The following is a 20,720-nucleotide window of genomic DNA, read 5'->3' on the forward strand; positions in this document are numbered from 1 at the left end:
CCGACAAAGCGCGTGATCCTGCACAAAACAACGACAGAAAGTGCAAGATCGCGGGGCGGGGCGCGGCGGGGCGGGGCGGGGCGGGGCGCGGGGGTGCGGGGGTGCGGGGTGGGTCGTTAGGGGAGGCCTCGGCGTAGGAGGCGGGTGGGTAGGACTGTGGTTGCTGGCGGGGAGTCGTCGCCGGCGATCCGCTCGAAGAGGCGCTCCGTCGCCACGCGGGCCAGCTCCCGCGTGTCGTAGCCGACGACCGTCAAGGGCCGGGGCATCAGGTGGGCCAGCTCGAAGTCGTCGAAGCCGACCAGCGCCGCGTCGCTGCCCCGGCGGTGCAGCTCGGCGAGGGCGCCGACGGTGAGCCGGTTGTTGCCGCAGAAGAACGCGGTGGGCGGGTCCGGGAGGTCGAGCAGCGTGGCGACCGCCCGGCCCGCGTCCTCGGGAGCGATCAGGCGCTCGCGGACCAGCGAATCGTCCGGCTCGACTCCGGCCTCCGCCAGCGCGGCCCGAGCGCCGACCAGCCGCTCACGCATGGTGGGGACGCTCGGAGCGCCGAGCAGGAGACCGACCCGCCGGTGCCCCTCGTCGAGCAGCGCGCCGACCCCGGCCCGGCCGCCACCTCGGTTGTCCAGCAGCACGGCGTCCGCGAGCAGCCCCTGCGGTGGCCGGTCCAGGAAGACCACCGGCATGCCCAGCTCGACCTCGCGGCGCAGGAACGAGTGGTCGGGACCCGCCGGCACCACCAGCAGCCCGTCGACGCGGCGCTGGGTGAAGTCCTGGAGGACGGCGCGTTCCCGCTCCGGGTCCTCCTCCGACGAAGCGGTGATCAACATGGTGCCGTGCGCGGCGGCGATCTCGGCGGCGACGCTCGCGATGGTGGCGTAGAACGGGTTGGCGATCTCCTCGATGAGCAGCCCGACCGTGGCGTTGAGCTGCCGCGAGCGCAGGTTGCGCGCGATGTCGTTGCGCCGGAAACCCAGCTCGGCGATCGCGGCCAGCACACGGCCGAGCAGTTCCTGCCCCACCGGCTCGTCGTTGACCACCCGGGAGACCGTCTTCAGGCTGACCCCGGCGTGCCGGGCGACATCGACCATGGTTGGGCGTCGGCGTGCGGCCGACCTGGTCGGAGTCTGGGTCACGGGGTGGTCCTCCACGGCGGGCGCGGGTCAGCGGTCGAGAGCGGCGAGCGCGTCGACCGCCTTTCGGGCGGCGATCAGCACCGGATCCCAGACCGGCGCGTACGGCGGAGCGTAGCCGAGGTCGAGCGCGGTCATGTCATCCACCGTCATGCCGTTCCACAGAGCCACGGCCAACGTGTCGATCCGTTTGGCCGCCTCGGACCAGCCGACGATCTGCGCGCCGAGCAGCCGGCCGCTGGGTCGCTCGGCGATCAGCTTGACGGTCATCGTCCGCGCGCCGGGGTAGTAGCCGGCCCGGTTGGTCGAGTCGGCGACCACCGAGACGAACTCGAAGCCGGCCGCCCTGGCCTCCCGCTCGCGCAGGCCCGTCCGACCCACCTCCAGGTCGCAGACCTTGGTCACCGCGGTGCCGATCACGCCCGGGAAGGTCGCGTACCCGCCGCCGATGTTGATGCCGGCCGTCCGGCCCTGCTTGTTGGCGTGCGTGCCCAGCGGCACGTGCACCGGCAGTCCGCTGACCCGGTGCAGCGTCTCCACGGAGTCGCCCGCGGCCCAGACCCCGGGCAGCCCCGGCACCCGCATCCGGCGGTCCACGCGGATGCCACCCGTGGGCCCGATCGGAAAGCCGGCAGCCTTGGCGAGGGCGGTGTTCGGGCGTACGCCCAACCCCAGGACCACGACGTCGGTCGGCATCGACCCCTCGGCCGTGACCACCGCGGACACCCGGCCGTCCCGCTGATCCAGGCCGGTCACCGGCAGGCTGGTGCGGATCGTGATGCCGAGGCCGCGCATGGCCTCGGCGACCAGTTCGGCCATGTCGCCGTCCACCGTCGCCATGGGCTGCTGGCCCGCCTCGACCAGGGTCACCGCGAGGCCGCGCTCGATCAGCGCCTCGGCCATCTCGACGCCGATGTACCCGCCACCGACCACCACTGCCCGGCTGGGCTGCGGCTCGGCGTCCAGCCAGGCGCGCAGGGCCGCACCGTCGTCGAGGGTCTGCATCCCGAACACGCCGCCCGCGTCGGTGTCCGCCCACGGTGGCTGCACCGGCACCGCGCCCGCGGCGTACACCAGTTCGTCGAAGCGCTCGCGGACCTCGCCGCCGCCCGCCAGGTCCCGGGCGACCACCTCGCGCCGTTCGAGGTCGATGGTCGTCACCTCGTGCCGCATCCGGACGTCCACGGCGAACTTCGTGCGGAACGTCTCCGGGGTCCGCGCGATCAGCTCGTCCGGGCCGGACACCATCCCGCTGATCCAGTACGGGATGCCGCACGACGAGTAGGAGGTGAAGTGACCGCGCTCGAAGACCACGATCTCCAGGTCGTCAGGGCCGCGGCGGCGTCGTGCCTGCGACGCCGCCGACATGCCGGCGGCGTTCCCGCCGATGACGATCAGTCGTTGCGCCACGGGACCATCCTGTCACGGGCGTGTTCAGCCACGGGTCTGTCGCGCCACGTCCTGCACCACGTCGACGAGCCGTCCGGTACGGGCGTACACGGCACGCTGCCGCGCCGCGCCGGTGCCGTGGCGGCGCAGCCCGCCCAACAGGTCGGACACCTCCGCCCAGTCGTCGTGCTGCTCCAGCGCCGGCCGCATCCGCTCCACGAACCGGTCCAGCAGCTCCCAGGCCGGGCGCAGCTCGCCGTTGGTGACGTCGACGCCCTCGCCTTCCAGGCCGTCGTGGGCGGCCCTCCAGTGCGCGCCGACCAGCAGGTGGTGGTCCGTGCGCAGGGCGGGCCGGCCGGCCTCGACGTCGGCCATGGCGGTGGCCACGAGTGCCCGCACCAGCGCGGCGACCAGCACCGCGTCGTCCACCGTCGGGCAGACGTCGCCGATCCGCAGCTCCACGGTCGGGTACTTCGCCGACAGCCGGGCGTACCAGTAGAGCATCCCCTCGTCGAGCATCACGCCGCTGGAGATCAACTGACGGATCAGCCGCTGGTAGTGCTCGTGCGACTCCAACCAGGGCGTCGGCGCCACCGACGGCCAGCGCTCCCACTCCACCGAGCGCCAGCTCGCGTAGCCGGTGTCCTCGCCACCGGCGAACGGCGAGTTGGTGGTGACGGCGTGCAGCATCGGCAGCCACGGCCGGACGTGGTTGAGCACCTGCACGCCGGTCTCCGGATCGGGGACGCCCACGTGCACGTGCATGCCGTTGTTGCCGGGGCCGGGCACGAGCAGCCGGAAGCGTTCGATCATCCGGTCGAAGCGGGGCTTGTCCACGACCGGCGGCACCGGGCCGTCCACCGGGCCGGTGCCGATGGCCAGCAGCCGTACGCCGGCCCGCTCGGCCGCCTCGGCGAGGGCCTTACGGAGTACGCCGAGGGAGTGCCGGATCGAGGACAGCTCAAGACCGGGCGGCGAGCCGATCTCGATCTGGCTGGTCTGGAACTCGCGCTCCACCTGACCGCGCAGTTCCGCCGGCACCTGCTCCATCACCAGGTCGACGGCGGGCACCGCGGCTCCGGTGTGCGGGTCGACGAGCAGAAACTCCTCCTCGACACCCACGGTGAGCAATTCGGTCCCCGCGGTCGTCCCGCTGGGCGCCTCCGCCACCTGGCCCGTCATCGCGACACCACCGTCCGTTTCTGCCGTCTGCGGTCCGTCCGCGTCGGTCGGCCGTCTGGTTACCCACAGTGGCAACGCTCGGAAACGTGTGACGGCGCGCTGCCCGCGCGTGTCGCCCACAACTGGCGCCTGACACCGGGCGGATCGGCCGGTGGGGGGCTCGCGATTCGGCCGGGCGGCGTGACAGCGGGTCCTATGCTGAGCCCGTGCCGGTGCCGCTGGGTTTCCTCTGGGTCGCGTGGATGTCCGCGTTCGCCCAGCTCACCATGCTGGCCGACCGCCCGGCCGACCTGCTGGCCGGGGCCGCCCTGACCGCCCTGGTCCTGTTCGCCGCGCTGCTCGCCGCGCACGTGCCCGCCCCGGCGGGGGCAACTGGCGTCGCACGACGCTGGGCCGGGCTACGGGCCCGCGCCCGGGGTCGCCGGGTTCCCCGCCAGATCGACCCGGACGCCGCCGGCCGACCTCGCCCCCGGGCACCTGGGCTCCCCTCGGCCGCGTAGCGCCACACCGCCGCGCGGCCGATCCCACCGTCACCGGTCCTTCGTGCCGGCGGCCACCGCCGGGAAGGACCCTCCGGAATCGGACCGAGGGGTTTCCCATGCTCGCCTTCGCACCACTGCACGACGTCGTCGGCGCCGCCGGCACCGCGTTGTCCTGGCTCACCGATCTGCTCGAACCGTTGGCCGGCGGCACCGCGACCGTCGCCGCCATCGTGCTGCTCACCATCGCCGTCCGGTTGCTCATCGCCCCGCTGACCGTCGCGCAGGTCCGCGGGGAACGGCGCCGCGCGGCGCTCGCCCCCCAGGTGCGCGATCTCCAGCAGCGGTACGCCGACGACCCGGCGACGCTCCAGCGCGAGGTGTTCGCGCTGTACCGCTCGGCCGGTGCGAACCCGATCGCCGGCTGTCTGCCGTTGCTGCTCCAGGCGCCGTTCCTGTTGGTGCTGTACCGGCTGTTCGCCACCGACGAGGGCGGCACGGGGCTGCTCGACGAACGGCTGGCCGGGGTGCCGCTGGGCCAGCACGTGAGCGACGGGCTGTCCGGCGCGGCCGGGCCGCTCTTCGTCGTCCTGCTGGGCCTGCTGCTGGTGCTGGCGTGGTGGTCGTCCCGGCGGGCACGCCGGGCGTCGGCGGCGGTCGGCACGGTGGCCGGTACGCCCACCGAGGGGCCGGGCGCCGCCACGCTCGGCCGGCTGCTGCCCCTGCTGCCGTTCACGACAGTGCTGGTGGCGCTGGTGCTGCCGCTCGCGGCGGTGATCTACCTGGTGACGACCACCGCCTGGTCGGCGCTGGAACAGGCGGTGCTGCGCCGGCCCCAGGCCGCACCGTCGCCCGCCGACACCGCCCAGGGCTGACGGCCGGGCAGGGAGCCGCGAACGCTCAACTGTCGACGCGGATCAGCGACCGGCGGTCACCGACCGCCGGTCGTCGCGCTCGCGCCGACGGCGGACCTTGCGGATCACCCAACTGACCACCATCACGACGAAGACCACGCCGATGGCGTAGTTGAACCAGTCGCTGTAGCGCGCGACGTCCTGCCAGCGGCTGCCCAGCGCGTAACCGGCACCCACGATGAGGGCGTTCCACACGCCGCTGCCGATCGTGGTGAGCAGGACGAACTCACCGAGCGGCATCCGGTTGGCCCCGGCCGGCACGGAGACCAGGCTGCGGACCACCGGCACCACCCGGCCGATCAGCACCGCCCACCGGCCGTGCCGCTCGAACCAGCGGTCGGCCTTCTCCAGGTCGTCGCGGTCCACCAACGGGATGCGGTCCAGCCAGCGCTTGAGCCGTTCCTCGCCGAGCGCCGCGCCGAGCCAGTAGAGCACCAGCGCGCCGACGAGCGAGCCGACCGTCGCGGCCGCCACCACGAGGACGACGTTGAACTTGCCCTCGTGGGCCAGGAACCCGGCCAACGCCAGCACGATCTCGCTGGGGATCGGCGGAATGATGCTCTCCAACGCGACCAGCAGCGCCACGCCGACCGGGCCCGTCGCGTCGATCACCGAGGCCACCCACCCGGTCAGGCCGGTGAACTCGGACGGGTCACCAGTCTGGGCGTACGCCATTGGTCGTCCTTCCGATCCGGCTACCGGGGATCGGAAGGTCATACCCAGCGACCGGCGGCACACACCTGCGCGTGAGCCCTGCCACGCCGGCCGGGTCAGCCCTCCGGGTGCAGCGCGGTGTCGGCCGGGCCCTGCCGCCAGCCGGTGAACACCACGGTGAGACCGGCGCGCGTCGGCGCGCAGCAGAACGGGCCGGCCATCGCCTCGGCCGCCGGGTCCAGCGGAGCGAGGCGGACCAGTCGCCAGGCCGCGTCCGCGACCCGGGCCCGTACGGTCAGCGCGTCGCCGGCGCGGCTGACCCGCACGGTCACCTCCTGGCCGGCCCAGCCGGGGACCGGGGACACCGACCAGTCGGAGAACTCCCTGGTCACCACCGCGCCGAGCTGGGACTCGCCGTCGCTGACCTCGACGCCCGCCTTGACCCACGTCCCCTCGTCGACGCGGACCAGCACGCCGGCCTGGTCGAACTGCGCCGAGAAGTCGAGGACGAAGCTCACCTCCATGGCGGCGCCGACCGGCAGCGGCGCCAGCAGGGCGGGCCCGTTGTCGTGGACGAAGCCGTAGCTGGTCCGCCGCCAGAAGTCCGTCTCCGCACCGGCCTCGACGACCAGCTCGCCGGCCGGGCCTTGCGCGGCGCGGACCGGCGGGTGCAGCCAGACGCCCCGGGCCCAGTCCAACGGTTCGCTCGGCGGTACGAGGTCGATCTCCATAACCGGCACGGTAACCAACCCCGCCCGGCTCCGACGCCCGGGTTTGCCGCGGTGATCGACCGGAGATGTTCCTCCGGCATGGGTGACCGTTGGTATTCCGAAGCCGTCGTCTACTGCCTCGACATCGACACGTACGCCGACTCCGACGGTGACGGGGTCGGTGACATCCGTGGGCTGATCGGAAGGTTGGACTATCTGGCCCGGCTGGGCGTGACCTGCCTCTGGCTGCACCCGATCCACCCGTCACCCAACCGCGACGACGGTTACGACGTCACCGACTTCTACAACGTGGACCCGCGCTTCGGCACCCTCGGCGACTTCGCCGAGCTGCTGCACCAGGCGCAGAACCGGGGCATCCGCGTGATCATCGACCTGGTGGTCAACCACACGTCCGACGAGCACCCGTGGTTCCAGTCCGCCCGCTCGTCGCCGGACTCGCCGTACCGCGACTGGTTCGTCTGGTCCGACACCGAGCCGGACGACCGGCACCAGGGCATGGTCTTCCCCGGTGAGCAGAAGGAGACCTGGAGCTACGACCGGACGGCCAAGGCCTGGTTCTACCACCGGTTCTACAAGTTCCAGCCGGACCTCAACTTCGCCAACCCGCAGGTCCGGGCCGAGGTCAAGAAGATCATGTCGTTCTGGCTCCAGCTCGGGGTCTCCGGTTTCCGGATGGACGCCGTGCCGTTCATCATCGAGCTGACCGAGCCGGGCAACCCGAACTCGCCGAAGGACTTCGAGTTCCTCACCGAGATGCGCCAGCACGTCCAGTGGCGGCGCGGCGACGCCGTCCTGCTGGCCGAGGCGAACGTCGAGCCGGACCAACTGCCGACGTTCTTCGGCGACACCAGTGGCTCGGGCAACCGCATCCACATGCTCTTCGACTTCATGCTCAACGGCCGGCTCATGCTCGCCCTGGCCCGGCAGGACCCGGAGTCGCTGATCGAGGCGCTGCGCGACACCCCGAAGCTGCCCGTCGGTGGGCAGTGGGCGACGTTCCTGCGCAACCACGACGAGATCGACCTGTCCCGGTTGACCACCGAACAGCGCAACCAGGTGTACGAGCAGTTCGGCCCGGACGAGAACATGCGCATCTACGACCGGGGCATCCGTCGCCGGCTCGCCCCGATGCTCGGCAACGACCGGCGGCGCATCGAGCTGGCGTACGCCCTGCAGTTCTCGATGCGCGGCACGCCGGTGCTGCGCTACGGCGAGGAGATCGGGATGGGCGAGGACCTGTCGCTGCCCGGTCGGGAGGCGATCCGTACCCCGATGCAGTGGTCGTACCAGCCGAATGCCGGCTTCTCCACCGCGGACCCGGAGAAGCTGGTCCGCCCGGTGCTCGACAAGGGTGAGTTCGGCTACCAGAACGTCAACGTCACCGCCCAGCGCAACGACCCGAAGTCGCTGCTGGCCTGGTTCGAGCGCATGATCCGGACCCTGCGGGAGGCCCCCGAGATCGGCTCCGGCTCGACCACCCACATCGACGTGGCGATGCCGGCCGGGGTGCTGGCGCACCGGGCGGACGGGCCGACCGGGACGATGGTCTTCGTGCACAACCTGGGCACCGATGACGTCGAGGTGGACCTGAGCAGCCTCGAACCGGAGGCCGATCTGCCGATCGACGTGCTCGCCGACCGTGGCTACGGCGAGCTGGGCAAGCTCGGCGCGGTGAAGGTCTCCGGGTACGGATACCGGTGGATTCGCCTATGCCGGGGCCGGGGGTTCTGACGTTAAGCTCCTCCGATCGACCCCACGTTACCGGGAGGTAATCATGTCGGAGGAGCCCCGCGTCGCCATCGTCACCGGAGCCGCGCGCGGTATCGGCGCGGCCACCGCCCGGCGGTTGGCCGCCGACGGGATGGCCGTCGCCGTGGTCGACATCGAGGAGGCCGCCACCAAGGAGACGGTGGACGCCATCGTCGGCGCGGGCGGCCGTGCGCTCGGCGTGGGCGCCGACGTGTCCGACCGGGAGCAGGTCGAGGCGGCCGTCGAGCGGGTCGCCGCCGAGCTGGGCGCCCCCACGGTGCTGGTCAACAACGCGGGTGTGCTCCGCGACAACCTGCTGTTCAAGATGACCAACGCCGACTGGGACACGGTCATGGGTGTGCACCTGCGCGGCGCGTTCCTGTTCAGCCAGGCCGCGCAGAAGCACATGGTGGACCGCAAGTGGGGGCGGATCGTCAACCTGTCCAGCACGTCCGCCCTGGGCAACCGGGGCCAGGCGAACTACGCCGCGGCCAAGGCGGGCCTCCAGGGCTTCACCAAGACGCTCGCCATCGAGCTGGGCCCGTTCGGGGTGACGGTCAACGCGGTGGCGCCGGGCTTCATCGTCACCGACATGACCGCCGCCACCGCCGCCCGGATGAAGGTCGACTTCGACGACCTCCAGAAGCACGCCGCCGCCGAGATCCCGGTCCGTCGCCCGGGTCGCCCGGAGGACGTCGCGCACACCATCTCGTTCCTGGCCAGTGAGGGGGCGGGCTTCGTCTCCGGGCAGGTCATCTACGTCGCCGGCGGCCCGCGGGCCTGACGCGCGCCCTCGTCACGCGGCCCGGCCGGTCAGGCCGGGTCGCGGCGGGTGCGCCAGAGCCAGAACAGGCCGAGCACCGGCAGCACCAGCGGGATGTAGCCGTACCCGCTGCCGAACTGCGACCACACCGTCTCGTCGGGGAACAGGTCCTTGTCGACAACGCTGAGGATGCCGACGGCGACGACCCCGACCAACTCCACCGAGCAGCAGGCCAGCGCCACCCGTCGGCCGGTGTGCCCGGCGCGGGCCAGACCCACCGCGGCCACGATGTAGATGAGCGCGGCCAGGGCGGAGAGCAGGTACGCCACCGGCGCCTCGTCGAACTTGGTGGCGATCTGCAGACCTGCCCGGCTGGTGGCCGCGATGGCGAAGAGCAGGTAGACCGCGATCAGCAGCCGCCCCGGACCGGCGTTCGTGGCGCGTCGGACCGGTCGTGTCTCAACCACCGAGGACCTCCCAGGTCTGCTGCAGCCGGACCACCACTACCGGTGCGACCAGGCAGACCGCGCAGACGATCGCCGACCCCCAGCGGGTCGGCTCCATCCGGGCCAGCACCCACGCCAGCGGCGGCAGGCAGACGAGCGTGGCCAGGTAGCCGTAGAACGCGCCGGGCTCGCCCGGCCGGTCCCCGCCACCGACCGCGACCAGGGCCAGCACCGCCAACGCGAGCAGTGCCACCTCCAGTACGGCCAGACCGGCGAACTGCACCCGGTCCGGTGGCCGGTGGCGTACCGCCGCGACCAGCGCCCACACGGCGACGAGCAGCGAGAGCACGATCGACGCCGTCGCGAGGAGCCCGTCCACCGGCGAGTCGGCGGCCGCGCTCGTCATCGGCCCCACCTGGTCGTTGCCTCGGTCACCGGCACAGCCTACTAACCGTCGTAGTACCCGGGTCACGCTGCCTGGCCGCCGCGCCCGCGGCGGGTCGTCGAGGGGTGTTCGGCCCCTGTCGAGCTGCCCCATGAGTGGGGCACCACGCCCCGCCCGGCTCGCCCGCACCGCTCGCCCGCCCCGCCCGGTCCGCCCGCCCGGTCCCCCGGGGCCAAGATCGTGCTCGATCCGGGAAGTAGTGGCTTCGGGCGCGAACGAGGCCACTGGATCCTGGATCGAGCGCGATCAAGGGGGAGTGGTCGTCCCGCCGGGCGACGGCACCCGTCGGTTGGTTCGTTCCTCCCGGGTACGGGGGCATTGGGCTGCCCTGGTTGGCGACCCGCCGCCGGTGGGCCCGGTGGGGCGACTAGCGTGGATCACGTCCGTGGCGTCGCCACGGTGCGGGGAGACAGCGGAGGTACACGTGCTGCGGTTCGGTTTGTTCGGCACCGGTCACTGGGCGATCGAGACGCACGGTAAGGCGCTGCACGCACACCCGGACGCGGAACTGGTAGGCGTGTGGGGGCGTAACCCCGAGCGGGCTTCCGCGCTGGCCGAGCGGTACGGGGTGCCCGCCTACGCCGAGGTCGACGCGCTGATCGAGCAGTGTGAGGCGATCGCTGTCGCGCTGCCGCCGGACGTTCAGGCCGACATCGCGGTCCGGGCCGCCACCGCCGGCCGTCACCTGCTGCTGGACAAACCGCTGGCGCTCTCCGTCGAGGACGCCGACCGGGTCGTCGCCGCCGCCGAGGCGTCCGGGGTCGCCTCGGTCGTGTTCTTCACCCAGCGGTTCCAGCCGAACGTCACCGCGTTCCTCGCCGCGACCGCCGCCGCCGGCGGCTGGCAGCACGGCCGTACCACCGCCTTCGCGTCGATCTTCCAGGAGGGCAGCCCGTACGGCGGCTCCCTGTGGCGTCGCGAGCACGGCGCACTCTGGGACATCGCCCCGCACGCGCTCTCGATCCTCCTGCCGGTGCTGGGGCGGGTGACCCAGGTGGCGGCGATGGACGGGCCGAGCGGGATGGTGCACCTGCTGCTCACCCACGACGGCGGTGCCACCAGCAGCGCCTCGCTGTCCCTGGACGCCCCTCGTGAGGCGATGGCCCGGGAGTTCGTGTTCTACGGCGAGAACGGGATCGAGACCGTCCCGGTCGGCGAGAACGACGCCGACACGGCGTTCGGTGTCGCGATCGACCAGCTCGTCGAGCAGGTGCGGACCGGCACCCGCGACCACCGCTGCGACGTCCGCTTCGGCCGCGAGGTAGTCGCGATCCTCGCCGCCGCCGAAACCGCCCGCACCGAATCCCGCACCATCCCCCTCCAGTAACCCACCCCACCCCACCCGCCGGGCCCCACCCCCTGCCCGCCCCGGTTGATCATGAAGTTATTGCCACCCCGCCCGGCGTGTCATGGCAATAACTTCATGATCACCGCGCCAAGCCGGTGGGGAAATGGGTGGGGTGGGTGGGGTGGGGGTCGGTAGGGTGGGGGCCATGATCACGCATGCCCTGATCGAGGGGGTCGGTACGCCGGCCGCCTGGGGTGCCCTGCTGGTGTCCCGTCCGCGCGTCCGGCGTCCGGCCCTGACGGGCTGGGACGTGACCTGCCGCTGATCGGTCCACTTCGCGGTGCGCCGGGGCTGTCGCCCCGCCGCCGCTGATCCTTCGCCACGGCACGAGGCTGTCGCCTCGTCTTCGCGTACCCGCGCATCGTCCAGGGCCGTCCGAGTCCCGATCCACTCGGACAGGTCCGGCAATTCCTGCTGCCTGTCCAGCCCGTCGCCGAGCGGCGACAGACAGGACGACGACCCGTGGCGCCTCGCCCGATCCGATCAACCGAACGCGACAGGTCCCGTCGCGTACTCAGCCAGAACTTCCTCGTCGACCGCGCGGCCGTCCAGCGGGTGGTCCGCGCCGCCGACCCCGATCCGGCCGGGCTCCTGCTGGAGGTCGGCGCGGGCCGGGGGCAGCTCACCCGACCCCTCGCCGCCCGGTGTGGGCGGCTGACGGCATACGAGGTGGACCCTGGCGTCCGCAACGCGCTGGCCGCCGTCTGCGGGGAGCTGTCCAACGTGGAGCACCGGCAGGCCGACTTCCTGGCCGCCGAGCCGCCACCGGAGCCGTTCGCGGTGGTCGGCAACATCCCCTGGTCGCTGACCTCCGCCGTGGTGCGGTGGTGCCTCGCCGCGCCCCGGTTGCGGTCCGCGACACTGCTCACCCAACTGGAGTACGCCCGCCGCCGCAGCGGCGACTACGGCCGGTGGACGCGGCTGACCGTCTCGACCTGGCCGGAGTTCGGGTGGCGGCTGGCGGGGCGGGTGCCACGTACCGCGTTTCGGCCGGTGCCGGCGGTCGACGCCGGAATCCTGCGCATCGAACGGCGGCCGGAGCCGCTGCTGCCGGCGGCGGCTCTGCCGGCGTACCGAAGGCTCGTGGGGTGGGGTTTCGAGGGCGTCGGCGGCTCGCTCGCCGCGACCCTGCGCCGGCACCACCCGCCGGCGCGGGTCGCGGCCGCCCTGCGCGCGACCCGGATCGCGTCGGACACCCCCGTGGGGTACGTCTGGCCGGAGCAGTGGCTGGTGCTGTTCCGGCTGCTGCACGCGCGGTGAGCCGTCGGTCAGGCGAGGGTGGTCAGCGCCTCGCTCAGCTCGGCCGGCGACTCGAACTGTTCGGCCGGCAACGCCTGCAACATCTGCAACATGGCCGTGCTGGCCCCGTTCTCCTGCCCCCAACGGACGAGGTCCTCGCGGGAGACCGGGTAGTCGAGCCCGGCCAGGTACTCCTGCAATTGCACGCCGGTGACGGTCATGCCGTTCGGCTACCCGCTCGCCGCTCCCGTACACGCTCACGGCGTGTCGGTGGGCGACGCGCCGACGGTTTGTCGGCGCGACCGCCGGGTAGCCGCTGCCATGCTGGTTCAGCGGCTCGGCGCACCGAGCGACTTCGACCCGTTGCTGGAGCGCGTCCGGGACGCCCGGGTGGTGATGATCGGCGAGTCCACCCACGGCAGCTACGACTACTACCGGCTGCGCGAGCAGCTCACCCGTCGGCTGATCGCGGAGTGCGGCTTCTCGTTCGTGGCAGTGGAGGGCGACTGGCCGGACTGCGACCGGGTGCACCGCTCGGTCACCGCCGCGCCGGGCGGGGCCCTCGATCCACAGACGGCGCTGGAGCGCTTCGAACGGTGGCCGACCTGGATGTGGGCGAACGCCGAGGTGGCCCGGTTCTGTCGCTGGCTGCGGGCGTGGAACCTGGAGCGGCCCCAGGACGGGCGGGCGGGCTTCCACGGGCTCGACGTGTACAGCCTCTGGGAGTCGATGCAGGCGATCTTCGACTACCTGGGGGAGGAGGACCCGACCTCGCTGGAGGCGGCGCAGGACGCGTACCGGTGCTTCGAGCCGTACGGCAAGCGGGTCGAGGAGTACGGCGCGGCCAGCCGCTTCGTCTCGGCCCGCTGCGAGGAGGAGGTCGTGCGGCTGCTGGCGCGTACCCGGGAACAGGCCATGTCGGACGGCCCGGACCGCTTCTCTGCCTGGCAGAACGCGGAGGTGGTGGCCGGCGCGGAGCGTTACTACCGGGCGATGGTGGCCGGCGGACCGGACTCGTGGAACATCCGCGACACCCACATGCAGGACACCCTGGACCGGCTGCTGCAACGCTACGGCCCGGACGCCCGCGGGATCGTCTGGGCGCACAACACGCACGTGGGGGATGCGCGGGCCACCGATATGGCCGCCGACGGCATGGTCAACATCGGTCAGTTGGCCCGCGAGCGGCACGGCGACGACGCGGTGGCGTTGGTCGGGTTCGGCACCTACCGGGGCACGGTGATCGCCGCTCCCCGCTGGGGCTCGCCGTCGGAGGCGATGGTGGTGCCGCCGGCGCGGGAGGGTTCGGTGGAGCGGCGGTTGCACGAGCTGATGCCGGAGCGGGCGGTGCTCGTCTTTGGCGGCGACGACCAGCCGGGCTGGGTCACCGAACCGGCTGATCACCGGGCGATCGGGGTGGTCTACGACCCGTCCTTCGAGTCGTGGGGCAACTACGTGCCGACCCGGCTGGGCGACCGCTACGACGCCTTCATCTGGTGCGACGAGACGACGGCCCTGCATCCGCTGGCGGTCCCCGCCGTCCCCGGCGAAATGGAGACATACCCAGCCGGCGTGTAAAAACCCCGCCGCGCCGAGGCCCCGCCACCGCCGCGCCCGGGCGGGTCGATCATGGAGTTGTGGTGCCGGACGAAGGCTCCCAAACGGGGTCCAACGGGCACCGCAACTCCATGATCGACCGCGAGGTGGGTCAGGTCAGACCCGGGTCGGGGTTGCCTCGGTCAGGTGTTCGCGCAGGCCTTCGCCCTCGATGTCCACGTTGGGCAGGGCCCGGTTGAGCCAGCGGGGCAGCCACCAGGCGCGGTCACCGAGCAGGGACATCACGGCCGGGACGATGGTCATCCGGACCACGAAGGCGTCGATCGCCACGCCGATGGCCAGCGCGAAGCCCATCGACTTGATCACCGGGTCGTCGAGGAAGACGAAGCCCCCGAACACCGAGATCATGATCAACGCGGCGGCGGTGACCACCCGGGCGCCGTGCCCCATGCCGCTGATCGTGGCCTGCCGGGCGGTCTCGCCGTGCACGAAGTCCTCGCGCATCCGGGAAACCAGGAACACCTCGTAGTCCATCGCGAGCCCGAACAGGATGCCGATGAGCAGGATCGGCAGGAAGCTGATCAGCGGGCCGGGCGTGTCCAGGCCCACCAGGTCGGCGAGGTGCCCCTGCTGGAACACCGCCACCGTGATGCCGAACGTGGCGGCGACGGTGAGCAGGAAGCCCAGCGCGGCCTTGACCGGCACCAGCAGCGAGCGGAACACCAGCATCAGCAGCAGGACCGAGAGCCCCACCACCAGCAGCAGGTAGACCGGCAGCGCGTCGGAGAGCTTCTCGGACACGTCGATGCCGATCGCGGTGACGCCGGTGAGCAGCACGTCCGCGTCGCGGATCCCGCCCACCGAGTCCCGGATGTCGTGCACCAGCGTCTCGGTGGCCTCGTCGGTCGGGCCGGTCTTCGGCACGACGCCGAGCAGCGCCGTCCGGCCGTCCGGGCTGAGCTGGGCGGGCGCCACCGCGAGCACGTTCTCGGTGCGCTGGAGCAGCGCGGTGACCTGCGGCACGGCGGCCGAGGTGGCCTGCGGCGAGTCACCGGCGACGACGACCGCCAGTCGGCCGGTGAAGCCCGCGCCGAAGCCCTCGGTGATCAGGTCGTTCGACACCCGGGCCGGCGAGCCGACGGCCGCCGTCGACGCGTCCGGAAGCGCCAGTCGCATGTCCGGCGTGGGCAGCGCGAGCAGCCCCAGGCCGAGCAGGCCGACCAGGATGACGGGTACGCGGAACCGCGTGACGAACCGCGCCCAGCGGAAGCCGAACCGGGACTGGTCCTCGGTGGCGGCGTTGGTCTCGGTGGTCGGTGCGTCGTCGGAGGCAGCGGTCTCGTCGGTGGAGACGGTGCGCAGCCGGCGGGGGAGGACCCGACGTCCGGCGAAGCCGAGCAGCGCCGGCGCGAGGGTGATGGCGACGAGCACGGCCACGGTGACGGTGCCGGCGGCGGCGAGACCCATCACGGTGAGGAACGGGATGTCCACCACGGCCAGGCCGGCGAGCGCGATGACGACTGTGGCGCCCGCGAAGACGACTGCGGAGCCGGCGGTGCCCACGGCCCGGCCGACGGCCTCGTCCGGGGGCAGGCCGTCGAGCAGGTTCTGCCGGTGCCGGGAGGTGATGAACAGCGAGTAGTCGATGCCGACGGCGAGGCCGAGCATCAGCGCCAGGATCGGCGCCGTGCTGGTCAACTCGACGACGCCACTCAGCGCGAACAGTCCGGCCATGCCGGCGCCCACGCCGATCAGCGCGTTGAGCATGGTCATCCCGGCGGCCACCAACGAGCCGAAGGTGATGATCAGGACGATCGCGGCGACCACGACGCCGAGCGCCTCGGTCGAGCCGATCTCCGGCTCGCCGCCCAGCACCTCGCCGCCCGGGGCGACCTGCCAACCCTGTGCCTTCGCCGCCGCGCCGACCTCTTCGTACGCGGCCTTCTGGTCGTCGGTCACCTCGTCCGCGCCGGTGGCGAACTGGACCTGGACCAGCGCGTACCGGCCGTCGGGCGAGACCGCGCCGACCTGGAGCGGGTTGACCGCACCGACCACGCCGGGCAGCGTCCCGGCCTGCTGGACCAGCTCCTGCACCACGGCCTGACCCTGTGGCGTGCCGAGTTGGCCGTCTCCGGGCGCCTTGACCGCGATGGTGCCGGTCGCGCCGCTGGCCGCGGGGAACTGCTCGGCGAGCAGGTCGAGCGCGCGCTGGCTCTCGGTGCCGGGCATGGTGAAGTTGCTCGCCGTCGGGCCGCGCAGGGTCGCCGCGGCCAGGCCGGCGCCGACGAGTACGACGAGCCAGAGCGCGACGACGAGTCGTCGCCGGCGCAACGCGCCCCGGCCGAGCCGGTAGAGCAGGGTGGCCATCAGGAGTCCTTGTCCTCGGGTCGTGGGTGGGTGGGTCAGGGTGCGTCGACGGGTTCGACGGCCCGCCGCACGAGGGCGAGCAGGGCGGCGCGCAGTTCGTCGTCGGGGATGTCGGCGAACTCGGCGCACGCCTCGGAGATGCCGGCCAGCAGCACCAGCGCGGCGATCCGGGCGCCCGGTCGGTCGGAGTGCCCGGCCAACGCGTCGCGCAGCCGGTCGGAGATCTCCTGGATGTGCGCGAACGCCGGCTGGCACAGCAGCTCGGGGAACTCGCCGCGCAGCACCGCGATCTCCCGCCGGAACCGGACGGCGAGGTCGACGAAGCCCGCCGCGGCGAGTTCCTGGGCGGCCGCGCCGGTCCGGCCGGCGAGCTGGTCGTCGAGGTCGCGCAGCACGCCGATCGCGGGTGCCATCAGTTCGGCGAGCAGGGCTTCCTTGTTGGCGAAGTGGTAGAGCACGGTGGCCTTGGAGCAGCCGACCTCGCGGGCGATGTCCTGCAACGAGGTGCCCCGGTAGCCGGTCACCGCGAACCGTCGCGCCGCTGCGGCGAGGATCTCGCCGTGCGTCTCGGACACCGCTCTGGCCATCACCGGTCCACCTCCGTGAACCAGCATGCCTGACCGATCGGTCAGACCCTGACCGATCGGTCAGAAAGAGGTGGTGGCGTTCCCCACACCGCGTTCCGGTTTAGCCGGCGTGCTCGGTGTCGTACCTGGTCCGCGCCTCGGCGATGGCGCGGCGGTGCCGTTCGGCCCAACTGGTCAGCGCCACCAGCGACTCGTACAGCTCCAGCGCCATCGGCGTGGCCGTGTACTCCACCTTCGGCGGGACGGTCGGATAGACCGTGCGGTGCAGCAGGCCGTCGCGCTCCAGGTTGCGCAGGGTCAGGGTGAGCATCCGGCGGCTGATGCCCTCGATGTGCCGCTCCAACTCGGTGAAGCGCACCGGGCCGTTCGACGCGGCCACCAGGATGCCGATGCTCCACTTGCCGCCGACCCGGTCCAGCACCTCGCGGACGGTGCACGCCCGGGCCTGCCCGGGGGTGAACGGCACGTTCCCGGCGGCGCAGGTGAACTCCGCCTCGACCTGGGCGGACACATCGCTGTTCCTCTGGGACATCACAGTGCCTCCTTCCGCTCCGGCTCATGGTCACAGACGATGACGTCGGTAACAAACCGTGCACCAAGGAGGCGTGCGATGAACCGTACCGACCCGGCCCGCTGGCCGGCCCTGCTCGTGCTCTGCGCCGGCAGCCTGATGATCATCCTCGACGGCAGTGTCGTGTCGGTGGCCCTGCCCTCCGTGCAACGCGACCTGGGCTTCACCGCCGCCGGACTGGCCTGGGTGGTCAACGCCTACCTGGTGGCGTTCGGCGGGCTGCTGCTGCTCGCCGGCCGCCTGGGCGACCTGCTCGGCCGACGTCGGGTCTTCCTGGCCGGCGTCGTGCTGTTCACCCTCGCCTCGCTGGCCTGCGCGACGGCCACCGGACCGGCCCTGCTCGTCGCCGCGCGGTTCGGCCAGGGCGTCGGCGGCGCGCTCGCCATGGCGGTCAGCCTCGGCATGATCGTCCGGCTCTATCCCGAGTCGGTCGAGCGGGCCCGCGCCATCGCCGTCTTCAGCTTCACCGGGGCGGCCGGCGCCACGATCGGCACGGTCGCCGGCGGGGTGCTCACCGAGCTGGCCGGCTGGCGTTCGATCTTCCTGGTGAACCTGCCGATCGGGGCCGCGATCCTGCTCGCCGCCGTCCGCCAACTCCCCGCCGAACGGGGCATCGGCCTGCGGGCCGGCCTCGACCTGCCCGGAGCCCTGCTCGCCACCGCCGGCCTGATGGCCGCCGTGCTGGGCATCGTGGGGACCGGTGAGCACGGCTGGACCAGTCCGCGGACCCTCGGGGCGGCGGTGCTCGCGGCGCTGCTGCTCGGCGGTTTCGCCGTACGCCAGCAGGTGGCGGCGACCCCGCTGCTGCCGGCGCGGGTGCTGCGGGTGCCGGGCCTGGTGGCGGCCAACGCGGCGCAGTTCCTCGTGGTCGCCGCGTTCTTCGGTTTCCAGTTCCTGCTCGCCGTCGAGCTGCAACTCGTGCTCGGGCTGGACGCGGCGGCCACCGGCTGGGCCTTCCTGCCCACCCCGGTGGTGATCGCCGTGGTGTCGCTCGGCCTGGCCGGTCGGCTGATCGGGCGGTGGGGCGCCCGCAACGTGCTGCTGGCCGGGTTGAGCCTCGCGACCGTCGGCTTCCTGCTGCTGGCCCGGTTGCCCGCCGACGGCAGCTACCTCCCCGACGTACTCCCCGCTCTGGTGGTCTTCGGAGTGGCCGGCGGCCTGACCCTGCCGTCGGTCACCACACTGGCCATGGTCGGCGCGACCGACGCCGACGCCGGGCTGGCGTCCGGGTTGGCCAACACCACCCAGCAGGTCGGCGGGGCGGTCGGCCTGGCCGCGCTGGCGACCCTGGCCGCGGCCCGCAGCGACGGCCTGCGGGCCGCCGGCCGGGCCGAGGCGGTGGCGCTGGCCGGCGGCTACCGGGTCGCGTACGCCGTGGCCGCCGGTCTGGTGCTCGCGGCGTTGCTGGTGGCGCTGGGCACGCTGCCCCGCCACCCGGCCGGCCGGCGGCCCGACGTCGACGCGCCGGTCGACGACGGCGGGCAGCGGAATCGTTCGGTGTCCAAGCGCCGCGTCCGGTTGACCGACGACGCCGAGGCCGCCAGGGTGATCGGGTGAGTGAGGCTGACGAGACCCGCGACGGCGTGGCCCTGACCAACCTGGACCAGCCGCTGTTCGACCGGAACGGCGCGACCAAACGTGACCTGGTCGACTACCTCGACGCGGTGCGCGAGCCGCTCATCGGGCAGCTGCGGGACCGGCCGCTGTCGGTGATCCGGGTCCGCCCCGGCCAGCCGCCCTTCATGCAGAAGAACCTGCCCCGCTACACCCCGGAGTGGGTCCGCCGGGTGCCGGTCTGGGCCGAGGCGTCGCACCGGGAGATCTCGTACGCCCTCTGCGACGACCGGCGTACCCTGCTCTGGTTCGCCAACCAGCGGGCCGTCGAGTACCACCCGACGCTGGCCACGGCGGCCGACCTGCACCGACCGACGCACCTGGTGCTCGACCTCGACCCGCCCGAGGGCGACGGGTTCCGCGCTGCCGTCGGCGCCGCCCTGCTGGTCCGCCAGGCGCTCGCCGACGCCGGCCTCGCCGGGGCCGTCAAGACCAGCGGCGCCAAGGGCGTCCACGTCTTCGTCCCGGTGACGGGTGAGCCCACAGCGGAGGAGCTGGCCGCCGCCACCCGGGCGCTCGCCGTCCGCGCCGAGCGGCTCGACCCGGCGCTGGCCACGACGGCGTACATCAAGGAAGACCGGGGCGGGAAGGTCTTCGTGGACGCCACCCGCGCCGGCGGGGCGACGGTCGTGGCCGCGTACAGCCCGCGACTGCGGCCCGGACTGCCGGTCTCCTTCCCGGTCGACTGGTCCGACCTGACCGAGGTGACCCCTGCGGACTTCACCATCGCGACGGTGCCGTCGCTGCTCGACGGGACCGACCCGTGGGCGGCGCTGATGCCGGCGCCGCAGGCGCTCCCCGCCGACCTGGTCGCCCAGGGCCGGACCATCCCGGTGGCCCGGGTGCAGGCCATGCACGAGGGCAAGCGCCGGGCCCGCGCCCGCCGTGAAACCAGCTGACGGTACGCGTACCCCGCCCTGCCGCGCCGATCAGCGACGGCACGCCGCCTTCGGCGGTCCCATGTCGTCGGGGGTCTGTGGCACGATTTTCCAGGTGACCAGCCGATCCGCCGAGAGCCAGCGCCTGAGCGATCTCGCGCGGCTGCGCCGCGTCCGCGACCGCATCGACCGGGAGTACGCGCAGCCCCTGGACGTCGAGGCGCTCGCCCGGGGCGTCCACATGTCGGCCGGGCACCTCAGTCGGGAGTTCCGGCTCGCCTACGGCGAATCTCCGTACAGCTATTTGATGACCCGGCGCGTGGAGCGCGCCATGGCGCTGCTGCGTCGCGGCGACCTGAGCGTCACCGATGTCTGTTTCGCAGTCGGCTGCTCGTCGCTCGGCACCTTCAGCACCCGCTTCACCGAGTTGGTCGGGGTGCCGCCCAGCACCTACCGGCGGGAGGCGGCGCTCGCGACGGCCGGCCTGCCGTCGTGCACGGCGAAGCAGGTGACCAGACCGGTCAGGAATCGAGAAGCGCATGTCACGCCACCACCCCTAGCGTGACTGCCACGGGTCGGGGGGGGGCGGGGGGGCCCGCCGCCCCCCCCCCCCGGCCCCCCCCCCCCCCCCGCAGAGGTGCAACAAGAGCACAGCCACCCACCCCCCCCCCGCCCCCCCG

Annotated in this window: 21 protein-coding genes; 10 read left to right on the forward strand and 11 right to left on the reverse strand. The window is 72.8% G+C overall.

What is annotated here, in order from left to right:
- Positions 1-116: 116 nt before the first annotated feature.
- The 3 genes from AB0B97_RS21840 to AB0B97_RS21850 form a co-directional block, all read right to left on the reverse strand.
- Positions 117-1,085, reverse strand: coding sequence for a LacI family DNA-binding transcriptional regulator (locus AB0B97_RS21840; protein WP_234586074.1), 969 nt, complete (start codon positions 1,083-1,085; stop codon positions 117-119).
- 72 nt (positions 1,086-1,157) lie between these two features.
- Complete coding sequence (locus AB0B97_RS21845) at positions 1,158-2,537, reverse strand: FAD-dependent oxidoreductase (protein ID WP_357495937.1); 1,380 nt, start codon at positions 2,535-2,537, stop codon at positions 1,158-1,160.
- Positions 2,538-2,561: 24 nt separating this feature from the next.
- Entirely contained in the window at positions 2,562-3,698 is a 1,137-nt protein-coding gene (locus AB0B97_RS21850) for a glutamate--cysteine ligase (protein ID WP_357495939.1), read from the reverse strand.
- A 206-nt stretch (positions 3,699-3,904) separates the two neighbouring features.
- Between AB0B97_RS21850 and AB0B97_RS21855 the strand changes: the two genes are divergently transcribed.
- Together AB0B97_RS21855 and AB0B97_RS21860 are read left to right on the forward strand one after the other, a co-directional pair.
- On the forward strand, positions 3,905-4,198 hold the full coding sequence (locus tag AB0B97_RS21855) for a DUF6412 domain-containing protein (RefSeq protein ID WP_234585971.1): 294 nt from the start codon (positions 3,905-3,907) through the stop codon (positions 4,196-4,198).
- Positions 4,199-4,296: 98 nt separating this feature from the next.
- Complete coding sequence (locus AB0B97_RS21860; RefSeq protein WP_357495941.1) at positions 4,297-5,052, forward strand: membrane protein insertase YidC; 756 nt, start codon at positions 4,297-4,299, stop codon at positions 5,050-5,052.
- Between the two features lie 42 nt (positions 5,053-5,094).
- On the opposite strand, the gene AB0B97_RS21865 is transcribed toward AB0B97_RS21860, so the two are convergent.
- Positions 5,095-5,766, reverse strand: coding sequence for a DedA family protein (locus AB0B97_RS21865; RefSeq protein WP_234585960.1), 672 nt, complete (start codon positions 5,764-5,766; stop codon positions 5,095-5,097).
- A gap of 95 nt (positions 5,767-5,861) precedes the next feature.
- Positions 5,862-6,476, reverse strand: coding sequence for a DUF1349 domain-containing protein (locus tag AB0B97_RS21870; RefSeq protein ID WP_357495943.1), 615 nt, complete (start codon positions 6,474-6,476; stop codon positions 5,862-5,864).
- A 78-nt stretch (positions 6,477-6,554) separates the two neighbouring features.
- Here AB0B97_RS21870 and AB0B97_RS21875 point away from each other — a divergent pair, with 78 nt between their 5' ends.
- Entirely contained in the window at positions 6,555-8,207 is a 1,653-nt protein-coding gene (locus tag AB0B97_RS21875) for an alpha-amylase family protein (protein ID WP_357495945.1), read from the forward strand.
- Between the two features lie 43 nt (positions 8,208-8,250).
- On the forward strand, positions 8,251-9,009 hold the full coding sequence (fabG, locus tag AB0B97_RS21880) for a 3-oxoacyl-ACP reductase FabG (protein ID WP_234585952.1): 759 nt from the start codon (positions 8,251-8,253) through the stop codon (positions 9,007-9,009).
- Between the two features lie 29 nt (positions 9,010-9,038).
- Here fabG and AB0B97_RS21885 read toward each other — a convergent pair whose 3' ends face one another.
- Entirely contained in the window at positions 9,039-9,455 is a 417-nt protein-coding gene (locus AB0B97_RS21885; RefSeq protein WP_357495947.1) for a hypothetical protein, read from the reverse strand.
- Positions 9,448-9,840, reverse strand: a complete 393-nt coding sequence (locus AB0B97_RS21890) for a hypothetical protein (protein WP_357495949.1) — start codon at positions 9,838-9,840, stop codon at positions 9,448-9,450. Before AB0B97_RS21890 ends, AB0B97_RS21885 begins: the two co-directional genes overlap by 8 nt.
- A gap of 463 nt (positions 9,841-10,303) precedes the next feature.
- On the opposite strand from AB0B97_RS21890, the gene AB0B97_RS21895 reads away from it, so the two are divergent.
- Positions 10,304-11,206, forward strand: a complete 903-nt coding sequence (locus AB0B97_RS21895) for a Gfo/Idh/MocA family oxidoreductase (protein ID WP_357495951.1) — start codon at positions 10,304-10,306, stop codon at positions 11,204-11,206.
- 483 nt (positions 11,207-11,689) lie between these two features.
- Complete coding sequence (gene erm, locus AB0B97_RS21900; protein WP_357495953.1) at positions 11,690-12,487, forward strand: ErmE/ErmH/ErmO/ErmR family 23S rRNA (adenine(2058)-N(6))-methyltransferase; 798 nt, start codon at positions 11,690-11,692, stop codon at positions 12,485-12,487.
- A gap of 8 nt (positions 12,488-12,495) precedes the next feature.
- Here the strand turns inward: erm and AB0B97_RS21905 are convergent, their stop codons facing one another.
- Positions 12,496-12,687 carry a DUF2795 domain-containing protein gene (locus AB0B97_RS21905; protein ID WP_234585931.1) on the reverse strand — a complete coding sequence of 64 codons (192 nt, stop codon included), beginning with the start codon at positions 12,685-12,687 and terminating at the stop codon, positions 12,496-12,498.
- Positions 12,688-12,787: 100 nt separating this feature from the next.
- Between AB0B97_RS21905 and AB0B97_RS21910 the strand changes: the two genes are divergently transcribed.
- Entirely contained in the window at positions 12,788-14,044 is a 1,257-nt protein-coding gene (locus tag AB0B97_RS21910) for an erythromycin esterase family protein (RefSeq protein ID WP_234585927.1), read from the forward strand.
- 135 nt (positions 14,045-14,179) lie between these two features.
- Here AB0B97_RS21910 and AB0B97_RS21915 read toward each other — a convergent pair whose 3' ends face one another.
- From AB0B97_RS21915 to AB0B97_RS21925, 3 genes are all read right to left on the reverse strand, one after another.
- Positions 14,180-16,390 carry an MMPL family transporter gene (locus AB0B97_RS21915; protein WP_357495956.1) on the reverse strand — a complete coding sequence of 737 codons (2,211 nt, stop codon included), beginning with the start codon at positions 16,388-16,390 and terminating at the stop codon, positions 14,180-14,182.
- A gap of 35 nt (positions 16,391-16,425) precedes the next feature.
- Positions 16,426-16,977 carry a helix-turn-helix domain-containing protein gene (locus AB0B97_RS21920; protein ID WP_357495958.1) on the reverse strand — a complete coding sequence of 184 codons (552 nt, stop codon included), beginning with the start codon at positions 16,975-16,977 and terminating at the stop codon, positions 16,426-16,428.
- 100 nt (positions 16,978-17,077) lie between these two features.
- The gene (locus AB0B97_RS21925; protein ID WP_357495960.1) at positions 17,078-17,512 is read right to left on the reverse strand and encodes a helix-turn-helix domain-containing protein; all 435 of its coding nucleotides are present in this window, start codon (positions 17,510-17,512) and stop codon (positions 17,078-17,080) included.
- A 75-nt stretch (positions 17,513-17,587) separates the two neighbouring features.
- Between AB0B97_RS21925 and AB0B97_RS21930 the strand changes: the two genes are divergently transcribed.
- From AB0B97_RS21930 to AB0B97_RS21940, 3 genes are all read left to right on the forward strand, one after another.
- Positions 17,588-19,105: an MFS transporter gene (locus AB0B97_RS21930; RefSeq protein ID WP_357495962.1), complete on the forward strand. Its 1,518-nt coding sequence runs from the start codon at positions 17,588-17,590 to the stop codon at positions 19,103-19,105.
- Entirely contained in the window at positions 19,102-20,061 is a 960-nt protein-coding gene (locus tag AB0B97_RS21935; protein ID WP_357495964.1) for an ATP-dependent DNA ligase, read from the forward strand. The genes AB0B97_RS21930 and AB0B97_RS21935 overlap by 4 nt, the downstream gene beginning before the upstream one ends.
- Before the next feature lie 61 nt (positions 20,062-20,122).
- On the forward strand, positions 20,123-20,605 hold the full coding sequence (locus tag AB0B97_RS21940; RefSeq protein ID WP_357495965.1) for a helix-turn-helix transcriptional regulator: 483 nt from the start codon (positions 20,123-20,125) through the stop codon (positions 20,603-20,605).
- Positions 20,606-20,720: the final 115 nt, after the last annotated feature.

The sequence above is a fragment of the Micromonospora sp. NPDC049004 genome, from assembly GCF_040649315.1.
Lineage (GTDB): Bacteria > Actinomycetota > Actinomycetes > Mycobacteriales > Micromonosporaceae > Micromonospora.

What these genes read in the sequence shown, in the direction of transcription:
- AB0B97_RS21860 (WP_357495941.1), top strand. Translation starts at nt 4,297, where the DNA reads ATGCTCGCCTTCGCACCACTGCACGACGTCGTCGGCGCCGCCGGCACC.
- AB0B97_RS21930 (WP_357495962.1), top strand. Translation starts at nt 17,588, where the DNA reads ATGAACCGTACCGACCCGGCCCGCTGGCCGGCCCTGCTCGTGCTCTGC.
- AB0B97_RS21870 (WP_357495943.1), bottom strand. Translation starts at nt 6,476, where the DNA reads ATGGAGATCGACCTCGTACCGCCGAGCGAACCGTTGGACTGGGCCCGG.
- AB0B97_RS21875 (WP_357495945.1), top strand. Translation starts at nt 6,555, where the DNA reads ATGGGTGACCGTTGGTATTCCGAAGCCGTCGTCTACTGCCTCGACATC.
- AB0B97_RS21920 (WP_357495958.1), bottom strand. Translation starts at nt 16,977, where the DNA reads ATGGCCAGAGCGGTGTCCGAGACGCACGGCGAGATCCTCGCCGCAGCG.
- AB0B97_RS21865 (WP_234585960.1), bottom strand. Translation starts at nt 5,766, where the DNA reads ATGGCGTACGCCCAGACTGGTGACCCGTCCGAGTTCACCGGCCTGACC.
- AB0B97_RS21905 (WP_234585931.1), bottom strand. Translation starts at nt 12,687, where the DNA reads ATGACCGTCACCGGCGTGCAATTGCAGGAGTACCTGGCCGGGCTCGAC.
- AB0B97_RS21840 (WP_234586074.1), bottom strand. Translation starts at nt 1,085, where the DNA reads ATGGTCGATGTCGCCCGGCACGCCGGGGTCAGCCTGAAGACGGTCTCC.
- AB0B97_RS21940 (WP_357495965.1), top strand. Translation starts at nt 20,123, where the DNA reads ATGTCGTCGGGGGTCTGTGGCACGATTTTCCAGGTGACCAGCCGATCC.
- AB0B97_RS21850 (WP_357495939.1), bottom strand. Translation starts at nt 3,698, where the DNA reads ATGACGGGCCAGGTGGCGGAGGCGCCCAGCGGGACGACCGCGGGGACC.
- AB0B97_RS21910 (WP_234585927.1), top strand. Translation starts at nt 12,788, where the DNA reads ATGCTGGTTCAGCGGCTCGGCGCACCGAGCGACTTCGACCCGTTGCTG.
- AB0B97_RS21915 (WP_357495956.1), bottom strand. Translation starts at nt 16,390, where the DNA reads ATGGCCACCCTGCTCTACCGGCTCGGCCGGGGCGCGTTGCGCCGGCGA.
- AB0B97_RS21890 (WP_357495949.1), bottom strand. Translation starts at nt 9,840, where the DNA reads ATGACGAGCGCGGCCGCCGACTCGCCGGTGGACGGGCTCCTCGCGACG.
- fabG (WP_234585952.1), top strand. Translation starts at nt 8,251, where the DNA reads ATGTCGGAGGAGCCCCGCGTCGCCATCGTCACCGGAGCCGCGCGCGGT.